This is a genomic window from Oceanobacillus sp. FSL W7-1281, from assembly GCF_037969835.1.
Taxonomy (GTDB): domain Bacteria; phylum Bacillota; class Bacilli; order Bacillales; family Amphibacillaceae; genus Oceanobacillus; species Oceanobacillus oncorhynchi.
Window position 1 is genome coordinate 4076109 of sequence record NZ_CP150214.1, and the last position, 24305, is coordinate 4100413.

Consider the following 24305-nt stretch of genomic DNA (forward strand, 5'->3'; position numbering starts at 1 on the left):
CTGACACCCCTCTCTCCTTATCTTGTACGCGGATCCATTAACCCATAAATGATTTCCACCGTTCTATTTATCAAAACGTAAAATGATGCAATAATGATAACTGCCCCTTGAATAATTGGGTAATCACGGCTATTGATAGAATCCACCAATAATGTGCTTAATCCCGACCAGTTAAACATATATTCAATTAAGACCGTTCCCCCGATCAAATTAGCCATTTCCAGACCGATGACTGTTACAACAGAAATAACCGCATTGCGGAATACATGTCTTATTAAAACAATTTTTTCCGGAAGCCCCTTGGCTCTCAAGGTTCTCACAAAATCTCTATCAAGCACTTCCAACATGGAAGACCGTGTCATCCGGGTAATCGATGCAATCAACGGTAGAGAAATCGCAAACGCAGGCATAATCAAACTCTTGATGTGTCCTATCGGATCATCAAAAAAATTAACATAGCCGCTGGAAGGTAGGATGTTAAACTGGACACTGAGAATTAAAACAAATGCTGTACCCGTTATATAAACAGGAAATGATAGCCCGATTGCTGCAATCGTAGTGGCAACTTTATCTATAACCCCTCCCCGGTTGATCGATGCCAATATCCCTAATGTCACTCCAACGACAGAGCCAATGATAATAGCAGTAATGGCTAATTCCAGAGTTTTGGGAATACTACTGGCAAGATAATCCCATACTTCAATATTGTTAAATATGGATTGGCCAAAATCTAATTGAAATACACCTGTTACCCAATCAGTAAATTGAGATATAACCGGTTCATTGAGACCCAGCTGTTCTCTCATTTGCTCGACCGCCTCCGGATCACTTCCTCTTTCGGTTCCCAGTGCGAGCACCGCTGGGTCACCCGGCATAAAGCGCAGGAGGGAAAATACGATTGTTGCAACAATCAAGATCTGAATAATAGCAACAATGATTTGTTTCAGTATAAATTTTAGCAATCTATTCCCTCCTTAGTGCTGTTCATGATATAAATAACAAGCAACTTTCTGCTTCTCTTTAATAGATTCTAAATTCGGCTTGTCTGTCTTACATATGGGCATGGCATGCGGACATCTGGTATTCAATTTACAGCCTGCGGGCGGATTAACAGGACTTGGTAAATCTCCCTGCAATACCTTTTGCGTTTTGGACTGCCTTGGGTGTGTTTTTGGGATAGCAGATAATAGCGCTTCCGTATATGGATGCTTTGGACTGCTGTAAATTGTATTGGCATCCCCTGTTTCTACGATTTCTCCCAAGTACATAATTCCAATGTTATCGCTGACATGTCTTACAACGGATAAGTCATGTGAAATAAATAAATAGGTCAGTTTAAACTCTTTTTGAAGCTCATCAAGTAAATTTAACACCTGTGCTTGAATGGAAACATCCAATGCAGACACCGCTTCATCACAAATAATTAATTTAGGATGAAGCGCTATTGCTCTGGCTATCCCAATTCTTTGTCTTTGGCCGCCTGAAAATTCATGCGGATATCTGCTCATATACTTTTCACTTAACCCCACCAGGTCCAGTAATTCTTTTACCTTTTCTTCTCTTTCTCTTTTATGATAAACATCATGGATATCAAACGGGGACCGTATGATTTCTCCAACTGTCATTTTGGGATTTAACGATTCATATGGCTTTTGGAATACCATTTGCACCGTTCTTCTTTTATCACGTAATGCTTTCCCCTTCAGTTGTAAAAAATCTTCTCCATCTAAAAGGACATTTCCGGCATCCGGTTTGATTAATCCGGTAATTACCCGGGCAAGCGTACTTTTGCCGCATCCTGACTCTCCGACTAATCCATATGTTTCTCCTTCATTAATCGTTAAGCTTACATCGTTTACGGCATGGACATTATTTTTCTTATTCGAAAAAATATTTTTACTTTTGACCTGATAATGTTTCTTTACGTTTTTTATTTCCAAGAGAGGTTGACTCATTTTGTTTACCTCCTACTGTGTCTACATTCCAACATCTCACTTCCTGGCTTGAATGATTAGTTATGGATTCCAATTCCGGTCTTTCTTCAAAGCATCTTTCCGTTGCTATTGGGCATCTTGTATTAAATCTGCAGCCTTTTGGCATTTCTGTAACAGATGGTACTTTCCCTGGAATACTATATAATTGGTTCCCTTTAGAAGAAATAGAAGAGACAGATCCAATCAAGCCCTTCGTGTAGGGATGTTTCGGATGATCAAATAATGTATTTACATCAGCTGCTTCAACCACTTCACCGGCATACATGACAATGACCTTATCCGCCATTTCAGCTACTACTCCCAAATCATGCGTTATTAATAGAATGGATAAATTTCTTTCTTTTTTTAAGTCGTTCAGCAATTTAAGAATTTTAGCCTGTATCGTAACGTCTAACGCCGTCGTAGGCTCATCTGCAATCAATAAATCCGGATCACAGGCTAAAGCCATTGCAATAACTACCCGCTGACACATTCCTCCAGATAATTCATGGGGGTAAGCGTTATAAATATCTTTTGGATGGGGTATACCAACCTGCTTTAATAAACTAATCACCCGTTCCAGCTTTTCTTCATTTGTATAATTTTCGTGAACATCTAAAACCTCTTTAATTTGATATCCGCAAGTATAAACTGGATCGAGCGCTGACATCGGGTCTTGAAATATCATAGAAATACTTTTTCCACGCAGCTTATTCATTTTATTTTTTCCAAATTTAGTAATATTTTGGTCTTTATAAATGATTTCACCAGAACTGATTTCTCCATTAGCGGGCAATAACTGCATTAAAGATAAGGAAGTAATGGTTTTTCCACTTCCGCTCTCCCCAACGATACATAATGTTTCTCCCTTTTCCAGCTCTATATTTATATCCCGTACAGCCGGGTACATCTCCTTATTTATCTTAAATGACGTGGTTAAATTATTAATACGAAGCACTAATTATTTTCCCTCCTTTCATTTTTATAACGTAACAATATGTTATAAAACAATATATAATATATTGTTAAAGCGTTTTCAATTCCTACTTTAAATATTGAAGTGATAACTCTGTTTTATTCTTTTATTGCAGTATAGCCGACTGTAAGACCCCTGCTCCAAGAAGAAAAATCATCTTTAAACAGGAAACGGACAGCCGGTAACGGACTCGTTCAACTAAACTTCCACATGTTCATTTATGTCTACACCGTATAAATCTTTTGCTTTTTCTTTGCTGACTTTGCCATGAATGACATCCATGTATACTTTTTCTTTTGGACGTTTCGTCGGATCGCCGTACCCTCCTGACCCGGGAGTCCTTACTGTAATCAAATCATTCTTTTGTAAATCCAAGTTAGATACTTTTGATTTTAATTGTTCTGTCTTGCCATTACTTGTATATAAAAACTGTCCAGGCGTTCCTGAATAACCACCAGCAATTCCCCAGGGTGAAAATTTATGTCTGTCGCCTAATCCGGTATAGGTAATCTTATCGGATAAGAATCGATAGACTCTTTCAATACCTAATCCTCCACGATAAAAACCAGCCCCTCCCGAATCCGGGATTAATTGATAATTTTCAATTAATATAGGGTATTCTTTTTCCAGAGCTTCGACAGGTAAATTAGAAGTATTCGTCATATGAACCTGTACGCCGCTAAGTCCATCTCCCTGTGAATGAGCCCCGGATCCGCCGGCAATCGTTTCTAAATAAACAAAATAGTTACCCGTATTTGGATTTGTCCCTGAAAAGATTGCTGAAGTTACTACACTATTACATGCAGCAATCACTTTATCTGGCGCAATCTGCGCTAATGCACCAAGCACCACATCAACCACTCGCTGACAGGTATCTATCCGCTGTCCTACCGGTACTGGAAGCTTACAATTTACGATACTACCTTCTGGAGCTTGAACATGTATCGGACGATATATCCCGATATTTGAGAAAATATCCTTCCCTACAAAAGCTTTAAAACAATAGAACATAGTTGTTACAAGGGCTGAATATGTCATATTCAATGGTCCGGGCACCTGGTCACTTGTCCCGTTAAAATCGACGGTTGCTTCATCTCCAGAAATGGTTATTTTTGCTTTGATTAATATCGGATCAGGCGAATTTGTTCCGCCATCATCCAGGTAATCTTTAAATTCATAAGTTCCATCCGGTAATTCCTGAATACCGTGTCTCATCAGACTTTCCGCATAATCCAGCAAGCTGTCCGTACAGTCTTTATAGTATTCATATCCATATTTTGAAACAATTTCTTTTAATCTTCTTACTCCGGCATGATTAGATGCAATCTGGGCATCCAGATCCCCACGCCGTTCTTCCGGAGTTCTGGTATTTAATACAATATATTGATAGCTTTCTTTTACAATTTCTCCTTCAGAACATATTTTTACCAAAGGAATACGCAACCCCTCCTGATAAATATTCGTGGAGTCAGCTGATACACTGCCCGGGACCATTCCGCCAATATCTGAATGATGGGCGATATTTGCTACAAAACCTGCCAATATCCCATCAACAAATATGGGGCTGACCATCGTGATATCAGGCAAATGAGTCCCTCCGCCAGAGTAAGGGTCATTCGTTACAAACATATCCCCCGGTTTTATTTCTTCTTTTTCATAGTTTTTCAGTACTTCCTTTACAATATCCAGCATAGAACCTAAGTGCATAGGTACATACTCAGCCTGGGCAATCATATTACCTTCCGCATCAAAAACAGCAGTCGAGCAATCCTTCCTCTCTTTTATATTTGTAGAAAACGCTGTTTTTACAAGCGTAATTCCCATTTCCTCAGAAACCGACATAAGTAAGTTTCCAACTATCTCCAATGTTATTGGATCAACTTTAGGCCTCATCTATTCATTCCTCCCTTTTTCTTAAGAATTATTAATGATCATATTCCTGAATGCATCAATTTCAACATCCTGATCTGGCAGTACCATGATTGTAGTATCCATTTGTTCTACAATAAGAGGACCATTTAATTTCGTTCCCGGACGTAGCTGCTCTCTTTTATAAATATCTGTTTCAAAAACACCCGGTTCATTTGCTTCTGCATAAAAAATCAATCTTTTTTCAATCGGCTCCGGTATTGTACTTTCCAGAGCTTCTTCCTTAAAAACAGCTTTGGGAAGCTTACCAACTGCTGTTAACCGGTAGTTTACAAATTCAACTGTTCCATCTTTTCTTGCATAACCATACACTTTTTCATGTTCGTTAAAGAATTTCTCTATTATATCTTCCAAGCTATCCTGCTGTATTTCATCCCAATCCACCATAATCGGAATTTCATAGTTTTGCCCTTTAAATCTCATATCGATAACTAATTCATACGCTTTATTTTCCTCTGAAATATTCTCTTTAGCTAACGCTTTTTCTCCTTCTGTTCTTAAATCTTTAAATATCTCAACCACACTTTTCATCGCTTTTGGCTCAGCTATTTTCACTTCAGAATGGACATAATCCGTTCTTACATCTGTTACCAGTAATCCTAAAGAACAAAACGTTCCTGGTGCAGGAGGAATTAAAACTCTTGGAATTCCTAATTCTCTTGCCAGAGAAGCACAATGTAAACCGCCCGCTCCCCCAAATGAGACCAAGGTAAAATCTCTCGGATCATGTCCTTTTTGAATAGAGATTAGCCGGATCGTCTGGGACATATTTGCATTTACAACAGAAATAATTCCGGATGCTGCCTCTTGAACCGTTAAACTGGTCTTACTGCAAATTTCATCTTCAATAACTTTCTTACCGGCGTCTAAGTCTATATCCATTCTGCCGCCCAAGATTTTATCCGGATTCAAACGGCCAAGAATCGCATTGGCGTCCGTTACAGTTGGTTTTTTTCCGCCCCTTCCATATGCTGCCGGCCCCGGTGTCGAACCAGCGCTTTCCGGTCCAACTTTTAATGCTCCTCCTTCATCGATATGAGCGATTGAACCGCCGCCGGCCCCGCATGCGTGAATATCTAACATCGGTACTCTCGATGGAAAACCTTCTATAGAGCGTTCCATAGATATTTTGGGTTCGCCATCTTCAATCAAGCAAAAATCAGCAGATGTTCCGCCCATATCAAATGTGATTAAATTATTATAGCCGGTTTGCTTTGATAAATTCTTTGCAGCAACAACACCAGCTGCCGGACCTGAAACCGCTGTACGTATAGGCGCCTTAACAGATTCATTGATAGATATAATTCCTCCATTAGATTGTGTTATGTAAGGTTCTGTTTTAATACCAAACTCCTTAACCGAGTTTAAAAAGTTTGTCATATATTTTTCCATCACTGGACCTAAGTAAGCATTTAATACCGTAGTACTGAGTCTCGGATACTCTCTGAATTCAGGCACAAGTTCAGAGGAAGAGGAAACATATACTTCAGGATATATTTCTTTTATCTTTTCAACAGCTCTTTTTTCATGCTCCGAATTAATAAATGAAAACAAGAAACAAACAGCAATGGATTGAATACCTTTTTCTTTTAATTCCGAAATAACAGATAGTAATTGTTCTACATTTAACTTTTGAAACACCTCACCATTTGAAAGCAAACGCTCTTCGACTTCATAGCGTAAATCTCCTGGAATAATTGGATCAGGATTAGCAGCAAAAAAATCATATAATTTAGGTCTGGTTTGCGTACCTATCTCTAATAGATCCTTAAATCCTTCCGTTACTATCAAAGCAGTTTTTGAACCATTCCTTTCAATTAATGCATTTGTGGCTACCGTAGTTCCATGTGCTAAATATTCCACTTCCTCCGGATTAATTTTATTCATGGTCAAAATCTCTGTAATCCCTTTCATTATTGCCAACGAAGGATCTTCAGGAGTGGATGAAACTTTATGGTTCTCCACGATGCCCTTTAATGTATCTACTAATGTGATATCCGTGAAAGTTCCACCAACATCAACACCAACCATGTACCTCATTTATATTCCTCCTATGGATTATACATATTTTAAAATGCACAATTCTTACTGTTCTTCATTGTTTAAATGTAACGAATGATTCTATTTAGTATTCACATATTTTTAAAACCATTTCCTCTCTTTCTTTTACGTACTGCTTCAAGTAAATAAAATACTAGTTAATCTTTTCTTTAATTCGTTATGCAACATCTTATAACATTATATAATATTTTTCAAGTATTTTTTGAATTTTTATTGTTATCTTATTATCTAAGTATCTCAACTTCCGCATATTGAAATAGATATACAGCCCGTTAGAAAACTTGATAAGCAATAAACTGACAAACGACAAATTAGCTAAAAGTTGTTATCTTCCCACTAGTAGGGCAATTCCTTTGTTTTATTAACCTGGAAATATCTTACAAATATGTTACAAATGCGTTACATTATTTATAGTAGCTATTTTTAATAGAAATTATTGTAAAGATAGATTCGTCTAGTAACTGCTGCTATTCAAAAACATAAGAAAGGAGGGAAGAAACACGATGTATACCAGCTGTTTTTATTTCAGCTCCTTTTTGGTTTGTGCATAAACAGGTGTCTTTACAAAGAAATGAATCACCAATACTACTTTAATAAGAAATCACCTGCCAGTAACCATAACTGTACATATTAACTATAATTAATCTTTGGTGGAGGTATAACTATGGAGACTTTCATTGTAATATCAATAATTTTTGTATTATCAGGATTAGCCGTCTATACTTTATCTCACTCAACGTCCAATAGGAAAACAATGAAAAAATATCTGCCTTTATTAGCGTTAGCTATGTTTTTTATTCTCTTAAGCGGGTGTGGTACGGATAATAATAGTGCGGATTCAGATCAAGAAATAGAAAACAATGAAGAATTAACCTCTGAAATTGCTACATTAGAAGAGGCTAATTCCAGCCTTCAAGAAGAATATGATGAATTACAAAGCCAATTTAACGAATTAGAAGATGAAAATGAAAAACTGGAAGATTATGAATCAATTAAAGAGGGAAACGAATCACTGACTGAAGAAATTGCTGCATTAGAAGAAGAAAACGAAAAATTCGAAGATTATGAGTCCATTAAGGAAAAAAATGAATCGTTGTCTGAAGAAATCACTACATTACAAGAAAGCAACAGTGAACTGCAACAGCAATTAGAGGAAAGTCAAGAAGCCGACAGATCTGGCAGCTCCGCTTCAAGCACTTCTGCAGAAGACTCTGATGACAATGACACTACTGCTAGTTCATCCCAACCAGATGAAGGCGAGTGTAATATAAAAGGAAGCGAATCCGGCATCTATCACCTCCCGGGCAGCACCTATTATGATCGGACTACAAATGTTGTCAGCTGGCTTTGTTCCGAAGAAGAGGCTCAAGAAGCTGGATATAGGGCACCAAAAAATTAGACTTCAGCCAGCTATAGCTTATTTTTGATTTATAAGTGACAAAAAACAGATTGCTAAAGGGCATTCATGTAATTGGAGATTTTCATTAACAAAACTTTAGTACCAGATAGCTGTTCTTTATCGTGAATCAACTCTTAGTGAAAATCAGAGGAATCTAAGCGGGAAATAATAGACTATAGTTTATTATTTCCCGCTTAATTTCTGAGCTCTGCTGGCGATAAAAGGTTACCAGTTAACACTATGGATATGTAAAAAATGTTCATCCATTTTTTGAAAGAAGGCGTATCTATGTCTCAAAACAAGATGCATTGTTCTCTTCATAATTATTTATTAGGACATTAATCGTTATCCATAATTATAAAACATTATTAGAATATAAAAATAAAGCGAGGCTAAAAACATCCAAGCCCCACTTTATCATTCTATTTCTAATAACTGTTCAAACTGTTTGAAGCTTCGTAGTTATTTCCGTAATTACATCCATCGGTATTGCTCCAGCTTCTTTTAAAATATGTTGTTTTGATTTTGCTGATTCTGATTCATTTTGAATTATCGCTCCTGCATGCCCCATTTTTTTACCTGGCGGAGCATGTAAACCAGCTATATAACTATAAACTGGCTTATTCATTTTTTTGATAACCTCAGCTGCTAAAACTTCATCTTGCCCGCCTATTTCACCCAAATAGATTATTGCTGAGGTATCTTTGTCTTTTTCAAATTCTTGCAGAACCACATGATGCTGTGTTCCAACAATTGGATCCCCGCCTAAACATACGATTGTGCTTATTCCAAGCTTTTTTTCTTTTAATAAGTCAATCACTTCATATGTTAGCGTCCCGCTCCGTGAAACAATTCCAATATTTCCTTTAAATAATATCTCTTCATTTATATCACTAATATTTGCTTCACCAGGAGATATAATCCCTGCAGAATTTGGTCCAAATAATTTCACTTCATTTAATTTGGCATATTCAGATATCTTTATACTATCGTGTACGGATACATTCTCTGTGTAAATTGAAATTACTTTTATTCCCGCATCTATTGCTTCTATTGCAGCTTGATATACAAATGAAGAAGGTACCGAGATTAATGAAACATTAACACCACATTCCCTCACAGCTTCTTCAACAAAATTGTATACAGGTGCCCCCTCTACATTGCTTCCACCTTTCCCAGGAGTAACTCCAGCAACTATCGGAGTACCATGTTTTATCATTTGTTTCGTGAAGTGCCGGCCGGTCTTACCTGTTATCCCCTGTATTAAAATTTTTGATTCTTTATTTATGATAATAGACATTTACTCCCCCCCTCCCTTATCGAAATTAAAGATTCACAAGCTTTCTCTAGATTTTCTTCTACAATTATATTAGGGTATGCTTCTAGTTTTTCACGTGCTTCTTCCATATCTAATCCTTTCATTCTAATTACAATAGGCACTTTTAATTGACCAAGTTGGCTAGATATTGCCTCTGCCAGGACTTTACAACTTGCTAACTGAAAATAAAAATTAAACAGGTATGCTTTAGGGTTTAAACTTTTTATTTCCTCAATTAACGTTTTGGCATCATCGAGATTGTGGATGACATGCCCTTGCAGGTCAACCAATGAATTAACACTGCCACCTTTATGTTTTATAATATCAAGTGTTGCCATGCCAAGACCAGCACCACTAGCCACAATTGCAATATCTCCTCCAATATCAACACCTGCTGCTTTTAAAGATCTGCAGCGCTCACTAAATGAACCTCGATCACGTTCAATCAATAAATATTCATCAGTCCCTTCACTTTCTTCAAGAGAAACTTTTGCATCGCCAGCTACAAGCCTATCATTTTCATCTAAAAACAAAGGATTTATTTCTATAAGTTCTGCTTTCTCATTCTTAAAAATACTCCAAATATTTTTCATAAAAGAATATATCAATTTATAATCTACTTGTAGAAAATTACTCAAACGACGAACCATAAAATCTTGAAGGCCAAGTAGAGGATTTATTTCAATAACTAGTATTTGATCCTTAGGAACACTTTCTATCTCCATACCGCCTTGCCTTGATGCAATAATGATTGGACTTTTTTTATTTCTATCCATTAAAATGGACAAATAGAATTCTTGTTTAAACGATACTATCTCTTCTAAATAGACTTCTTGTACCTTTTCACCTTTAATAGTCTTTTGAGCAATAGCCTCTATAACAAATTCGAGTTCATCTCTATCGTTTACTTTTTTTACTCCTCCTGCTTTCCCTCTCCCTCCTGTCAAAACTTGAGCTTTTGCAATAATAGGAAAGGTTATATCCGCTATTTTATCCTTGCTCAGAAAACCCTTTGGAACACAAATTCCATTTTGTTCTAATATTTTTTTTCCTTCATATTCAAAAAGGTTCATTATCCATACTCCTTATCACTGACTTTAAAACATACTTTAGGGAAAAATTACATCTTCCATATTTAATTTAAACTTGTTTAGAAAGGAATTTATTCATCATATCTTGTGGTTCATTAGATCTATACGAAATCGTGTGAGCTTCCTTGGCAAAAATCATACATGCATCGAAATTCTCCTGACTCAGCTTGTTAAACCATTTTTTATTTGTACTAACTGCTACAGGTGGTTTCGCAGCCATTTCTTCAGCAATTTTTAATGTCTCCTCTTGTAAACTTTCTTGACTTTCCGCTAGACGAGTAATTAAATCGTATTCATAAGCTTCCTTCGCTTTTAATAGCCTTCCAGTTAAAATGAGATCAATTGTTTTTGATTTCCCCATTACTTCCCAAAACATGGTTGATCCAATAATACATGGGAGCCCAACATTCACTTCTGTCATACCAAATTTAGCATTTGGAGAAGCAATTCTAATATCAGCAAGTAATGCTAGTTGTAATCCAGAACCAGCAACGGAACCATTAATTGATGCAATAATTGGTTTGGTAACGCTTTTAATAATACGATAAAGATTTTCAAATTCATCTACCCATGCTTTAGCTGTTTCCTCATCTACGTCCTTACTTTCATTTAAGTCTTGTCCAGCACAAAACCCTTTGTTGCCTGCTCCCGTAATAATAATAGATTTCACAGATTTATCTTTTTCTGCCTTTTGAAAAGCATCGCCTAATTCGTCTTTTAACTTTGTACTTAATGCGTTTAATACCTCTGGCCTGTTCAATGTAATTGTTAAAACCCCGTTATCTACCTTGTAAATTAAATTTTCAAAATCCATTATGACTCCTCCTGATAATATAATTTTTATTTATTAATAATTAAAGTTCTAAATGTTAAAATAGAGTAAAAACCATAGAACTTTAATCTAATATACCGATTTCTTGATAATACCTTTCTGCTCCTGGATGCAAGTCTGTTAATAAGTTATCTACTGCATTATCGACATCATAATCATTTAATGAAGAATGTATATTAGGTAAACGTTCTACATTTTCATTAATAATTTTTGTGATTTCATAAACCGTCTCTTCATCTACTTCACTGTTAACTGTCAGCACATTACCCATGGAAGCTGTAGGGATGGCTTCATCACCATTAACTGCTTCTGGATAAGTATCAGCTGGAATTTCATTTATCTCTAATCCAAAATCCGTTAAATACTCCATCATATCTTCATCCATTGGTAATATTCGCATATCTCTGCTGACACCTGCTTCTGTAACTGATGAAGCCGGTATTGCTAACTGCGTAAAGATAACATCAACATTTCCATTTGAAAATGCATCAACTTGTTCTTGGTAGCTATTATGGAAAATACTTCCTCCCCAAGATTCTATATCTTCATACGTTACATCATAGTACTCCAAAAACCTTCTAAAAACCCATTCATCTGAATTATTTACTGGTGTAACTGCGATATTTACTCCCATTTCATTATCAAATATTTCATCAATTGACTCTATCCCTGTATCTTCTCCAACAATAAAGTGAAAGTGGTTCGTACCAAACCCATTTCCAATGGTTGAAACATTATCATGAGGTTCCTCAAACGGCTCTTCGCCATCAAGTCCAGCTATAATAAACGGTGGCTGCATCCAAGCTAATTGAGCCTCGTTGTTAGATATAAAAGGCATATTTTGCATACTTCCTCCTGGGATAGTTCGAATATTGATATCTGAATTATTCTCTTGAATTAATGAGCTAATTCCACCAGCCATACTATACCAACCACCGCCTTGAGCACCAGAAGCCCAGGTTAAATTACCTGATCCACTTTCAGTTGCTGCATCACCCTCGGGTGATTCTTGTAATTCAGGTTCTGGTCCTCCACATGCATGTAAAATCATTAACACCAAAATTAATAGTAACAACAGTTTTTTTCTCATCTAATCCCTCCATTCTGAATATAATGCAATTATAACGACAGCTTTTCTTAACAATGAATGGCCCCTTTTAATATCCATTTCGTAACAACCTTAACGCCACGTTATACACCCTTCCTCACCTCCTGTAGATAATTAAAAGAATATAAATAATACAATTAAGTAGTCTCCCCAACTATCAAGCAGCAGTTTCCATACCCAAATCTTGCTTATATTTAATATAATCCCATACAAAATAAATAATTATTAAACCAACACTGATAGAATTTATAATGATTCCCCCGCCAACAGATGCCAGTACTAATATTAATAATAGGATTCGATTAATTATTGAAAGTTTTCTAGACATATAGCCTATAAACACAGCTGCCAGTGTCACTACTACAATAATTGTTGAAATAAATGTAAATAATATTTCGTACCACGCGTAACTGGGCTGCATTAATAAGGCAGGATGATAGACAAATATAAATGGAACTATAAAACCTGCAAAAGCATACTTTGGTGCCATAAAAGCTGTTTTCATGGGCGGAGAATCCGCAATATTTGCGGCCGCAAAGGCTGTTATACCAACTGGAGGTGTAATATCAGCCAGTAGAGCGAAATAAAATATAAATAAATGTGCAGTTAGTAAATCAATACCATATGCAGTAAGGGCAGCAGTAGAAACAGTAGCGGTAATAACATATGCTGCAGTAATAGGAATACCTGCCCCTAATATAATTGTGATGATGGCTATTAAAATTAACGTTGCCCATAACTGTCCGCCTGAAAATTGAAGGATAATTCCACTAAAAGAGAGAGAAAGCCCTGTTTGTGTAATTACGGCAACAATAATCCCTGCTCCAGCCAATGCAGATGCTATCACGGTCCCCATCTTTGTTGCATAGCTAGCTGCTTCCATAACTTTCTTTACAGTCAACCGATTACCAGGCATAATCAACCAAATAATTAACATAGAAACTAAAGCATAGACAGCACTATTTGCAGGTGAAGATCCTGAAAACAAAAAATATACTAATACGAAAAAAGGTATTAATAGTGGGCTTCTTTTTATAATACTTTTCAAGGAAACTCTCATCTCTTCACTTACAGCTTTAATATTTAGCGCTCGCGCATCAAAATGAACCATAGCTATGCATCCAATATAAAATATCAATGCGCTTAATATGGCCGCTTGGAGAATAGATGCATATGGCGTAGCAGTCATTTCTGCCATAATAAAAGCACCCGCTCCCATAATAGGTGGCAACATCGGCCCTCCAGCACTGGATGAAGCCTCAATTGCTCCTGCTTGAGTTGGCGGATAGCCAATCTTCTTCATTAAGGGTATGGTAAAACTGCCAGTAGCATAGATGTCTGACGCAGAACTACCACTGATACTTCCAAATAAACCACTTGAAACAACGGACACTTTTGCAGGTCCGCCTTTATATTTCCCAGCTACTAATATTGATAAATCCATAAAAAGTTCCCCTACTCCAGATTTCATCATAAAAGCTGCAAAAATAATAAAAACAAAAATAATATTACTGGATATTCCTGTTAAAAACCCATAAACACCATCATTTGTTCCAAGGAACATAAGCTCAATTATTCTATTGAAACTATAACTTGGTGCATTAAAAATCCCTGGTAAAAATGGAGCAATAAATATATATCCGAAAACAACTAAAACAACAATTGAAAATGCCATAGAAACAGCTCTCCTACATGCTTCAAGTACGATTACAATCAAAAGAACTCCTAAAATAATTTCTAGGTTTGTAGGTTGTGTTACCAATTCAATTCTTGTTCTCAGAGTCTCAGCGTTTAATATCAGATAAAGACTTGGACATAATGCAAGTATGGTAAATACCCAATCAACTATATTCGGGTTCGAATTACGTTTTTCTTTTTTATAAGGAAATATTAAAAATACCAAAGGAAGTAGTAGAAATAAGTGTACTGCTCTTTGTATACGAGGTTCAAAAGTGCCGTAATATGCCGTATAGATGTGAAATATAACAGAAACTAATGCCCAAATCCCGAATACTATAGCAAACTTCCCTTTAAACTCTCTCATTATTTTCGCCCCTTTTAAAAGTTATAATTAACAAAATATTTCCACGAATCTGTTCGGACATAATAAATATTAATATCAATCGGTTTATCTTGTTCTGTGTAGGAAATCCTTTTAATTTTTAATAAAGGTGTAGACTCTTCTACATTTAAATAGCTTGAAATGATTTTATCAGCTAATACAGCTTCTATTTGCTCTGTAGCTTTTTTTATATCCACACCAGCTTTATTTTTCAATATATCTCCTATAGATATTGAAAATAGATTATCATCAAAAAATTCAATAGGTACTTCAGGATGTATATAATGTTGTAAATAAATTATCGGGTTGTCGTTAAAGTATCTTACTCTTTCAACATAAGTAATTTCATTATTTAGAAACACATTTAGCTCTGCAGCCAATTCTTCATTGTAAATTTTACTTACTTTAATTGTTTCAGCCTTAATCCTTTTTTCATCGCCATGATTTCCAATATAATTATGCTGAAAACCAGTCATTAAAGTCCATCTTCCAGTAGGATACTTACTCTCTACAACTGACCCTTTTCCCTTAATCCGAATAATATATCCATCTGTCTCTAATTGGTTGAGCGCCTTTCTTATTGGTGTTCTACTCGCTTTAAATATTTTCTCCAATTCTGATTCAGATGGTAAATAGTCACCTATTCTGTAACTTTCGTTTAATATTTGATCTAATAAATTATTATAAATCACTTGATAAATCGATTCTGATTGTTTAGCCACGAATAAATCCATCTCCTTCTAAACCAACTTGTAATACTAAGTATCCTATATTATAAACACATAGTTTTTAATTGTAAACCCTTACATTCAGAATAATTTATTTTCTATTTCAATCCATATTTCTTATTAGGAGTCTTCAAATTAAAATTTAAGTCAAGTAGATGCAAGCTTGTCAATTCTCTAATAGTACGTGATTGATTCATTTAAGATAGATGTGAGCCACTACCTTATCAAATAGGTTAGTGGCTCATTTAATTGCAAGGTAGAATGAAGACATATATATACCTTGAAACAATAATCTATAGTCCTACAAAATCTTATCTTCTACACTATCCTGTGCTAAATTCAAACCTACTCACTGCTTCTTTACGAAGTTTTTGATTATTTGTAACCAATCTGTTATTAAACAACCTCCGTTATTCATAAGGTAAATTATCATCTAATACGGAGGTTATATATGGAAATCCTCGAAATTCGGTTAGAGCAGATTGTATGGGATTTAGAAAGCAGGGTCCACCTTGATATTAAAAGCATGAAGGAAAATATTAAGCAAGTAGGTCTTCTTACTCCTTTATATGTCGTCGGGCCAAACAAAATAAATATTACTTGATTGACGGGTTACGAAGATACACTGCGCTAAAAGAATTAGCTCATACTAACCAAAAGTTTAGGAAAATAAATGTCTTTCGTTACAGAAAAAATGTTGGTACAAAAATAGATAGAGAAACGTTGCGTTTTCACCTTCAATACACCTCCAAGAAAATAATAGGTGCTGAACACTGAGAGCTATAGAAAACATACAAGAAGCAGGAAATTATTCCGATAAAGAAGTAATCGATGTAGTGCAGCCAAAACCGTACCATATTAAACGAATGAAAAGTAGTCGTGAAATTGATAAAAGTTTACGAGATGAGGTTTCTAAAAAGAGAGCAAGTCAACATGCTTTAGAAGTAATACATAACATGGCAATTCCCGCTCAACAATTTTCAAAGCTTTATCAATTACTACTAGATCTCAAACTTAAAATAACTGATGCGAATGCATTGAATAAGCTTAATAAACACCCTCTTTTCGAGAAGTTAACAGATGTACAAAAATCCAAAGCCATCAATAAAACATTAGAGCAATCAAGGTTTATGGATAAAGAGGCAGAGCTGATTATTTTATCCGAATTAATGAACGGTTTTCCAAAAGACTATAGGGATAATACATTGAACTGGATCAATTATTTAGTACAATCGCTAATTGAGATTACTAGCTATATACATCCGAATATTGAACATTCAGCTAACAATCTACAAAGAAAGCAGTTTAGAGCAACTCTATCAAAATTAAACAACCATTTATCTTGGGTTTGGAATCATGAATACAAAGAAAATAAATCCTGTAATGAATTGAACAAATCTTTAATAGGTTTAACAACAAGTGAAGAAACTCAAACAGGATATAAATTTCGATTATATTAATAAAAATACATAGATTATACAACCCCATTATTTTTAACACCTTTTCTTGTACTAAAATTTTATAGTCCCTTATAGAATGAATGACGACAGCGATGTTATAAATTGTAAAAGCAACAGAATGATTTTATTATCTGACTGTTGCTTTTAGTTTTCCATTAAATATCCACTGCCAGTCACTGTATATGAATGACATAATAAAAATACATAGTTTAGCGGTGTAAAAAGTACATAGACAAAATCATTAAAAATCCTGCTGCACAATTAAATAATTAATTATGCAACAGCCTCACGCTCAATATAATATATTCCTTTTATCCTTCATCTATAAAATCGATTATTTCATCTAACTTTCTACCCTACCCCGAAACCGGGTAAGCATAGGCAACAAACCGATCAGGTGCACTGCCTACAAAGTGGAATGGATAACAGGTCGTTACTACTAATACCTCTTCTCCCATCTCGCGGATAACCGATGTATCATCCTCAGGAACAATTTCTGTTTCCCTGATTTCGTACGTATACTCACCATAAGGCATCTGTACGACAAATGTATCGCCTATCTCCAATTCTCCAAAATCACGAAATACGGTATCGCGATGACCTGATAGAAGAATTTGCTCCTCCTGTCCTGGCAACACCGAATTGGATAGATGACCAACGCCTTTTTCTAATGAATCCGGATCAGTTCCCTCGACGATAGGCAATGTTTTTCCCAGTTTAGGGATTTCTAAGGTGGCAAATGCTTCGTCTGTCTCTAAATTAAACTCCTCTATGATTTTCTCTATATCCTGGTCGGGGTCATCCTGCTCGCTGATTCCTTGTTCGATTCTTTCCTCCGCCTGAACTAAAGACTGTTTTTGCGATTGCTCATGTCCTATAATTTGATAACCAAAAACACCTAGACAGACGACGCCAATGATAATAAAGAGGATTCCGATACGTTTCATGGTGATGCTCCCTTCTTCATATCAACTTAATCATTTTCATTACCTTCTAAATAGAACTAACTCAGACTGCTGATTAATTGTTGCCATTTATCTGCTACTTTTTCTTCCGTATAATGAGCAGCTGTGCGTATGGCTGCCTGCCGATAGTATTGCTTTTCTTCGTCCGTTTGATTTAAATACGTAACAATCTTCTCAGCAAAACTTTCCTTATCTCCAAAATCAACAAGAAAACCATTTTTTTCTTCTTGAACCATTTCATCAACACCGTAGCGGACATTGTAGCTGCCAACAGGGCAACCGCATGCTAAGCTTTCTAAAACACTCATGGTGAATCCTTCAGCTTGTCCAGCAAATAAGAATAAGTCGCTGGAGGCGTATACGTCCTCTACATTGTCTACATATCCTTTAAATGTTACATTATTTTTTAAATCAAGCTTTTGAACTAATTTCTTTAAATTCTGTAGTTCTTTTCCACTTCCGTAAATTTCTAATATTACTTCTGGAATATGTTGCTTCACTAAAGAAAGAGCCTCCAATAAGTGATTGATATTTTTTTCGGGAGCTAAACGTCCGACAGAAACCAGCTTATTGGTTTCAGGCTTCTTTTGATCTACTTTATCAGTTATCTTGCAGGAGTGTGGAATAACAGCCAAATTATTAAAGCCAAATCGCTTTTCAATATCCTGCTTTTGATTATTTGTTAACACAACAATATTATCGAAGCTATACGGACTATTAAAAACTTCTAGATAATTCTTATTTATCTTGGAACGAAATGCGGTGTTTGAAAAATAAGTGGAATGAATCATAGATATTGTTTTCACGTTTAATTGGTTTTGTCTCGTAAAAATCGAGCTGTATCTTTTATTACGATCAATAATAACAATAGGTTCTTCCTGTCCGATTATTTCTTTCAAAAAATAAAGAATAAGGGCCTGCTCATCTGGCAGCACGGTTTGAAAAACAGCATTTCCATCACTGATAAGATAAGGACCGTCATCGTACTTTACAATCACCCGTTTGCCATAAACATCGAAGTATTCTGTCATATACACCGTGTTATCATCGTGTAAATATTCGGTGTGGGATAATTGGCCAAACCGGTTAAATCGATCACGGACGATTTTTTTACCATTATGAAAATAATTTATATAATCTAAAAGCTCCTTTGATCTAAATACCATATACTTTACGAGTTTATTATTGGCATCAAAAATACGAATATGTCGTTTTTCTGCTGATTTTTCATCTTCATACCCATATGTTTGTTCTTTTTTTATTTGAAAAGGGGGCATGTTCTTTCCCTCTTCACTGCGTTGAAAAAACTCGAATAAATTAATCATGGAAATATCCGGGTCAACGATTCCATTTTCAACATAGCGTTCCCAATTTGTATGTATATTTACGTTTTTATTCACTGTAACAAATACAGGTTCCACATCTAAATATTTCACAAACATATTGCCGCGTTTCATTGCTGATTTTTCAATACCAGTAAGATGCTGCCCGATATTTGAATGTAAGAAATAAACTTTTTTCTTCTCCAATGACGAACCCCTTTCCCTATCCAAAACAATGCCAGCAAAGCTCCTTTTGACATATTAGCAGAGCTTTGCTTAGACTGTAAATTATTACTGTTTATTCTGTTTTAAAAATAAATTATAGTACGCACAATATCCAGATAAATAATGCTCCACATCATCAATTCGCGTTCGGAAGGAGTGATGCCGAATGAAGAAACTGCCGGTGATTCTTTTCGGATTTTTAAAATACATGGCCAGTTCCGGATAGAAAAAACCATTACGCTGATACTCTGCCCTTCGGTGAATCGTGGCTTCTAATTTCAATTCATCAAAATCTAATTCGTTAATTAAGTCACCGTATCCGTCTGCTTTCATACGATTAACCATCTGATATGCTGCCATCATCAACTCAAGGAAGGTAGGATATGTGGTGATTCGTTTGTAAATATAATCCAGTCTATTTTGTACATTCTGTAAGCCGAATTTATAATATTTACGTTCCGGTTTATAGAGAGTGACCTCATTGGTACAATAGCTTAGCCAGTGATCGTGATGTTTCCAATGATCGCTTTCAATAAAATAGTCAAATGCTTTTTCAACTGCTTGTAGCCACTGTTCATCACGGTCGATTTTATAAAGACGCATCAACGCAAAACAAGCTTCCCCATCATAATAAACAATACGGAACTCCTCTTTTAACGCAAGAGATGGATAATCTAGTATATGAACAAATTTACCATTTTCCTGCTGCAATTGCAGAATACCTCGTGCTAATTTCTGAGCAATTGGAATATGTTCTACATTCTCAAAGACCTCTGTGTATTTCGTGATAGCTAATATTGCTGCAGCAATTGCGCCTAGTTTCACTTCCATCCTATCTGCTTGTTCCCCATCAATGATATAAGCTATGTCTTTCTCTTCATCGACGTATAGTTTTTCACGAATAAGATAATCAATCCCTCTTTCAATGGCGTCTGCAGCTTCTTCTGTGGGATGAAATTCATAGGCTTCAATCATGGAATAAATGGTACTGCTATGCCGAAGACTATTATAGTGCTTTATTTCTTTATCATAGTAAGAGAAAAAACCATATACAAACCTACCATTGGGTTTACTTAAACTGGCTAAATATTTTTGCCCGCCTTTTATTAACATGTCGACTTCTTCTGCATTTAATGGGGTATCTCGCCGTCCATTATCACGTTCGCCCTGATGTAATTTATAACAGTTCCCTTTTTCATAAAAATAACCTTGTGTCTCAAAAATATATACTTTTTCTACTTTCTTAAAATCAATTGGTTTTCCATTTGGTCTATGTTTTTGAATATACTTTTGTAAATTTTGTTCATGGATAAAGCCGCGTTTTGCTTCTCTATCAATTTGAATCACAGCATTTCCATTTAATTCTTGTTCTAAAAATGCATGTTTGAAATCCTTACTGAAGCTGATACCTTGACGAAAATAATTTTTCTTGGTTTTTGTAATTCGGTTGATAAATTCAGGAATAGTTACAGGAATAACGTTGGTAACAATATCAATCTTTATAGAGGTAAATAATTCTTTTGTTTTTTTCAAATAGGAATTACCCTGATTCTCTATATTCTCCCATGCCTGATAAAAACTTTTCCCATTTGCAGTGAAGACGGCAGCACGTTTTTCCGCAAATCCAATTGATAAAAAGATAGTCAGCGAGGCCTGGCCGTTGATTTGCTGAAAGGTCTCTCCATCCTCTATTATATTATTTTTCAATGGTTCAAGATGTTCTTTAAAATGTTGATAAGGTACTTTCTCCTCTGTAATCATCATGTCCTCCTACACTTTAAAAAGCAGCATTATTTTATGTAGACAAAAGCAAACATCTTTTGACGTTTGCTTTTGTTTTGGTACTACTTATTTATTCATTCGTTTTATTTCTTCTGGAGAATAATGTTACTCCTACTCCAGCAGCTACAGCAACTAATCCAACTAGCCCAATTGTCCACATGGATGTTGCAGTACTTGGGAGTTTCTGACTTTCGTGCTGGTTTTGACTACTTTCAATTTTATAGCCTTGGCCAGATTGCCCTTGCGTCCCGTTAGAGCCAGAACCAGAACCTGATCCATTTCCAGGAGTGGCAGTTGCACCTTCTCCATCATTTCCGCCTGAACCAGAGCTACCGTCTGCAGGGACAGTTACTTCATGCTCATCATTAACATTGCCTGCTTCATCTGCAACAACTAATGTCAGAACATCTCCTTGATTAACCTCGTCTCCCGCAATAACAAGGGTATATTCGCCAGTTTCTTCATCATAGATAACTTCTTCAATTTCAACTTCATTTCCATTTTCATCAATTAGTTTTATATCAGCTAATTCTTCATCGGATACGAACGAAATTTCATAGCCATCTTCACTATTTCCACTAATTACTACATCGCTAAGTTCTGGTGCGTCCGTGTCAGCATCTCCATCAGCATCCGAGTCACTGTCTGAATCGGAGTCGCTATCCGAGTCAGAATCACTATCGGAATCAGAGTCGCTGTCCGAATCGGAGTCACTATCGGAATCAGAGTCACTGTCTGAGTCAGAATCACTGTCCGAATCGGAGTCACTATCGGAATCAGAGTCACTGTCTGAGTCAGAATCGCTGTCCGAATCGGAGTCACTGTCCGAATCATCAAGCGGTAATACTTCAATCTCGTGTGCACTACTTACATTTTCATCAACCACTTGAACTAATGTAATAATTGTCCCAGCCTCTAATAGCTCATCTAGTTCTAATGTGAATGTGCTGTTATTTTCTACAACTTCTAATATACTTAACACGCCTACTACAGGGTCTGCAATTGTTCTTCCGATTTCCTCTCCATCCACATAAGCAATAACTGTTGCATTAGCAATTGCTTCACCTGTGATAATGTTCTCATTTTCATAGATGTTTTCTGCAAATGGCGTATCGATTGAAACAATTACTTCGTCTGAATCAGAGTCGCTATCGGAATCGGAATCACTGTCTGAGTCAGAATCGCTGTCTGAGTCGGAGTCGCTGTCTGAGTCGGAATCGCTATCGGAATCAGAGTCACTGTCTGAATCAGAGTCGCTATCGGAATCGGAATCACTATCGGAATCAGAATCGCTGTCTGAATCAGAGTCGCTATCGGAATCAGAATCACTGTCCGAATCGGAGTCACTGTCTGAATCAGAGTCGCTATCGGAATCAGAATCACTGTCCGAATCAGAGTCGCTGTCTGAATCAGAGTCGCTGTCTGAATCAGAGTCGCTATCGGAATCGGAATCAGAGTCACTGTCCGAATCGGAGTCGCTGTCTGAGTCGGAATCGCTATCGGAATCAGAGTCACTGTCCGAATCGGAGTCGCTATCGGAATCGGAATCAGAGTCACTGTCCGAATCGGAGTCACTGTCTGAGTCGGAATCGCTGTCCGAATCAGAGTCGCTGTCTGAGTCGGAATCGCTGTCCGAATCAGAGTCGCTGTCTGAGTCGGAATCGCTATCGGAATCAGAGTCGCTGTCTGAGTCGGAATCGCTATCGGAATCAGAGTCACTGTCCGAATCACTGTCGCTGTCTGAGTCAGAATCACTGTCCGAATCGGAGTCGCTGTCGGAATCGGAATCGTCTTCCTCATCAAAGACAATCGTGTCTTGACCTTCTGAGTCATTCAATAAGTCTACGTCAATAGCAGTAGTAGTTAGACCAGCGCCACGTACAGGAACTTCTCCTGACACACCAGCAGGGTTTTCTACACCTAAGTTCAAGCTAACGGACATTGAACCGATTGCTTGTACACTGGCAAGGTCATTGGATAAATCAATCGTTCCATTAGTGATTTGATCAATAAGTCCATTTGCTTCACCTGCTACATCAGTCACCGCTCCTAGGGCTTCGTTAACAGCGTCATTTAATCCACCGATAATTATACCAACACCCGGAATATCTTCAGCCCCAGGTAAAATTTGAATTTCTAAAGCATTGGCAGCATCTACAACATTTTGCAGTGTTTCAACAATAACATCTTGAACAGCTGTTTCAAGATGCTGACCAACACCATCTGTAAATTCTACAACAACTGTACCATCAGGATTTATTGTATAATCAACTTGATCATTGTACTGTAGTAAATCGCCTAGTGCAGCATCTAAATTATTTAATGCATCAAGTGCACCACTTAACTCATCTACTCCATTGATAGTAAGCAAATCTTCTGGAATAATACTGCTTTGCAAGTCATCCACAACGCCTAACACTTCTGATACAGCATTAGTTAATTCCCCTGTTAAGGTAGTTACAAGCCCACCTACTGCAGGAATATCATCCATTGTTATTGCTGTAAGATCGACACTTACATCAGCTGAACCTTTTTGATACATTTGACCAGCTAATTCAGGAATGCTGAAAGCAACTACTCTGTCTGGATTAAGTGCTTCAACATTAGCAACACCTGTACCATTTAAGTTTAATGCTAAATCATAGTCTTCCCCAGCTGCTGGTTGATTTAAAGTTGCATCAACATTTACATTCTCTAATAACCGCACTTCCGCCAAACTAGCAAATGGAGCAACATTTAAAATAGCAGAAGAGCTGGCGATTTTAGGGTTTGTCAAAGCTTCCCCGGCTGTTGACGCACTTGCTACAGCAGGTAATGTATTAAAAGCTAATAAAGAAGCTGCTGCTGAAGAAGCAAAAACCTTTCTCATTTTACTCGATCGACTTACTTTTTTTGCTTGCATCTTACGCTTATAGTCAAAATTCTTTTTACTCAAAGTCTCATCCTTCCATTCTGTTTTATCTAATAAACATTAACTTGACGAAAACAACAAAAGATTAATATGTACTTTATCTAATCAAACTCCCCCTTGTCGTTTAGCTAATTTCTAAAGATGACTGAGTCAATCAAATGAT

Annotated in this window: 18 protein-coding genes; 3 read left to right on the plus strand and 15 right to left on the minus strand. The window is 36.5% G+C overall.

Translation table 11 applies throughout. The features are described from left to right. Positions 1–17 precede the first annotated feature (17 nt). The 5 genes from MKX55_RS19920 to MKX55_RS19940 form a co-directional block, all read right to left on the minus strand. Entirely contained in the window at positions 18–962 is a 945-nt protein-coding gene (locus MKX55_RS19920) for an ABC transporter permease (RefSeq protein WP_256705114.1), read from the minus strand. A 12-nt stretch (positions 963–974) separates the two neighbouring features. Continuing rightward, positions 975–1955 (minus strand): dipeptide ABC transporter ATP-binding protein, encoded by a 981-nt coding sequence (locus MKX55_RS19925; protein ID WP_256705115.1) that lies wholly within the window; start codon positions 1953–1955, stop codon positions 975–977. Continuing rightward, a complete protein-coding gene (locus MKX55_RS19930) occupies positions 1897–2931 on the minus strand; it encodes an ABC transporter ATP-binding protein (RefSeq protein ID WP_332094545.1) in 1035 nt (344 codons plus the stop codon). Before MKX55_RS19930 ends, MKX55_RS19925 begins: the two co-directional genes overlap by 59 nt. A gap of 216 nt (positions 2932–3147) precedes the next feature. Continuing rightward, positions 3148–4842 carry a hydantoinase B/oxoprolinase family protein gene (locus MKX55_RS19935; RefSeq protein WP_256705116.1) on the minus strand — a complete coding sequence of 565 codons (1695 nt, stop codon included), beginning with the start codon at positions 4840–4842 and terminating at the stop codon, positions 3148–3150. Positions 4843–4863: 21 nt separating this feature from the next. Beyond that, positions 4864–6918 carry a hydantoinase/oxoprolinase family protein gene (locus MKX55_RS19940; RefSeq protein WP_256705117.1) on the minus strand — a complete coding sequence of 685 codons (2055 nt, stop codon included), beginning with the start codon at positions 6916–6918 and terminating at the stop codon, positions 4864–4866. Between the two features lie 685 nt (positions 6919–7603). Between MKX55_RS19940 and MKX55_RS19945 the strand changes: the two genes are divergently transcribed. Beyond that, positions 7604–8338, plus strand: coding sequence for a hypothetical protein (locus tag MKX55_RS19945; protein WP_339234436.1), 735 nt, complete (start codon positions 7604–7606; stop codon positions 8336–8338). A 439-nt stretch (positions 8339–8777) separates the two neighbouring features. Here MKX55_RS19945 and MKX55_RS19950 read toward each other — a convergent pair whose 3' ends face one another. From MKX55_RS19950 to MKX55_RS19975, 6 genes are all read right to left on the minus strand, one after another. After that, on the minus strand, positions 8778–9638 hold the full coding sequence (locus MKX55_RS19950) for a CoA-binding protein (protein WP_339234438.1): 861 nt from the start codon (positions 9636–9638) through the stop codon (positions 8778–8780). Further along, positions 9623–10729, minus strand: a complete 1107-nt coding sequence (locus tag MKX55_RS19955) for an ATP-grasp domain-containing protein (RefSeq protein ID WP_339234440.1) — start codon at positions 10727–10729, stop codon at positions 9623–9625. The genes MKX55_RS19950 and MKX55_RS19955 overlap by 16 nt, the downstream gene beginning before the upstream one ends. A gap of 67 nt (positions 10730–10796) precedes the next feature. Next, entirely contained in the window at positions 10797–11561 is a 765-nt protein-coding gene (locus MKX55_RS19960; RefSeq protein ID WP_339234442.1) for an enoyl-CoA hydratase/isomerase family protein, read from the minus strand. 82 nt (positions 11562–11643) lie between these two features. Then, the gene (locus MKX55_RS19965; protein WP_339234444.1) at positions 11644–12669 is read right to left on the minus strand and encodes a TAXI family TRAP transporter solute-binding subunit; all 1026 of its coding nucleotides are present in this window, start codon (positions 12667–12669) and stop codon (positions 11644–11646) included. Between the two features lie 175 nt (positions 12670–12844). Next, positions 12845–14731, minus strand: coding sequence for a TRAP transporter fused permease subunit (locus MKX55_RS19970; protein ID WP_339234446.1), 1887 nt, complete (start codon positions 14729–14731; stop codon positions 12845–12847). 14 nt (positions 14732–14745) lie between these two features. Beyond that, positions 14746–15471 (minus strand): GntR family transcriptional regulator, encoded by a 726-nt coding sequence (locus tag MKX55_RS19975; protein WP_339234448.1) that lies wholly within the window; start codon positions 15469–15471, stop codon positions 14746–14748. Positions 15472–15928: 457 nt separating this feature from the next. Between MKX55_RS19975 and MKX55_RS19980 the strand changes: the two genes are divergently transcribed. Further along, positions 15929–16081: a hypothetical protein gene (locus MKX55_RS19980; protein WP_339234450.1), complete on the plus strand. Its 153-nt coding sequence runs from the start codon at positions 15929–15931 to the stop codon at positions 16079–16081. A 232-nt stretch (positions 16082–16313) separates the two neighbouring features. Further along, on the plus strand, positions 16314–16937 hold the full coding sequence (locus MKX55_RS19985) for a hypothetical protein (protein WP_339234452.1): 624 nt from the start codon (positions 16314–16316) through the stop codon (positions 16935–16937). A 356-nt stretch (positions 16938–17293) separates the two neighbouring features. Here MKX55_RS19985 and MKX55_RS19990 read toward each other — a convergent pair whose 3' ends face one another. The 4 genes from MKX55_RS19990 to MKX55_RS20005 all read right to left on the minus strand — a co-directional run bounded on the left by MKX55_RS19990 (position 17294) and on the right by MKX55_RS20005 (position 24166). After that, a complete protein-coding gene (locus MKX55_RS19990) occupies positions 17294–17884 on the minus strand; it encodes a class D sortase (RefSeq protein WP_339234453.1) in 591 nt (196 codons plus the stop codon). 56 nt (positions 17885–17940) lie between these two features. Further along, entirely contained in the window at positions 17941–19431 is a 1491-nt protein-coding gene (locus tag MKX55_RS19995; RefSeq protein ID WP_339234455.1) for a glycosyltransferase, read from the minus strand. A gap of 84 nt (positions 19432–19515) precedes the next feature. Then, positions 19516–21213, minus strand: coding sequence for a hypothetical protein (locus MKX55_RS20000; protein ID WP_339234457.1), 1698 nt, complete (start codon positions 21211–21213; stop codon positions 19516–19518). A gap of 88 nt (positions 21214–21301) precedes the next feature. After that, a complete protein-coding gene (locus MKX55_RS20005) occupies positions 21302–24166 on the minus strand; it encodes an adhesive domain-containing protein (protein ID WP_339234459.1) in 2865 nt (954 codons plus the stop codon). Positions 24167–24305: the final 139 nt, after the last annotated feature.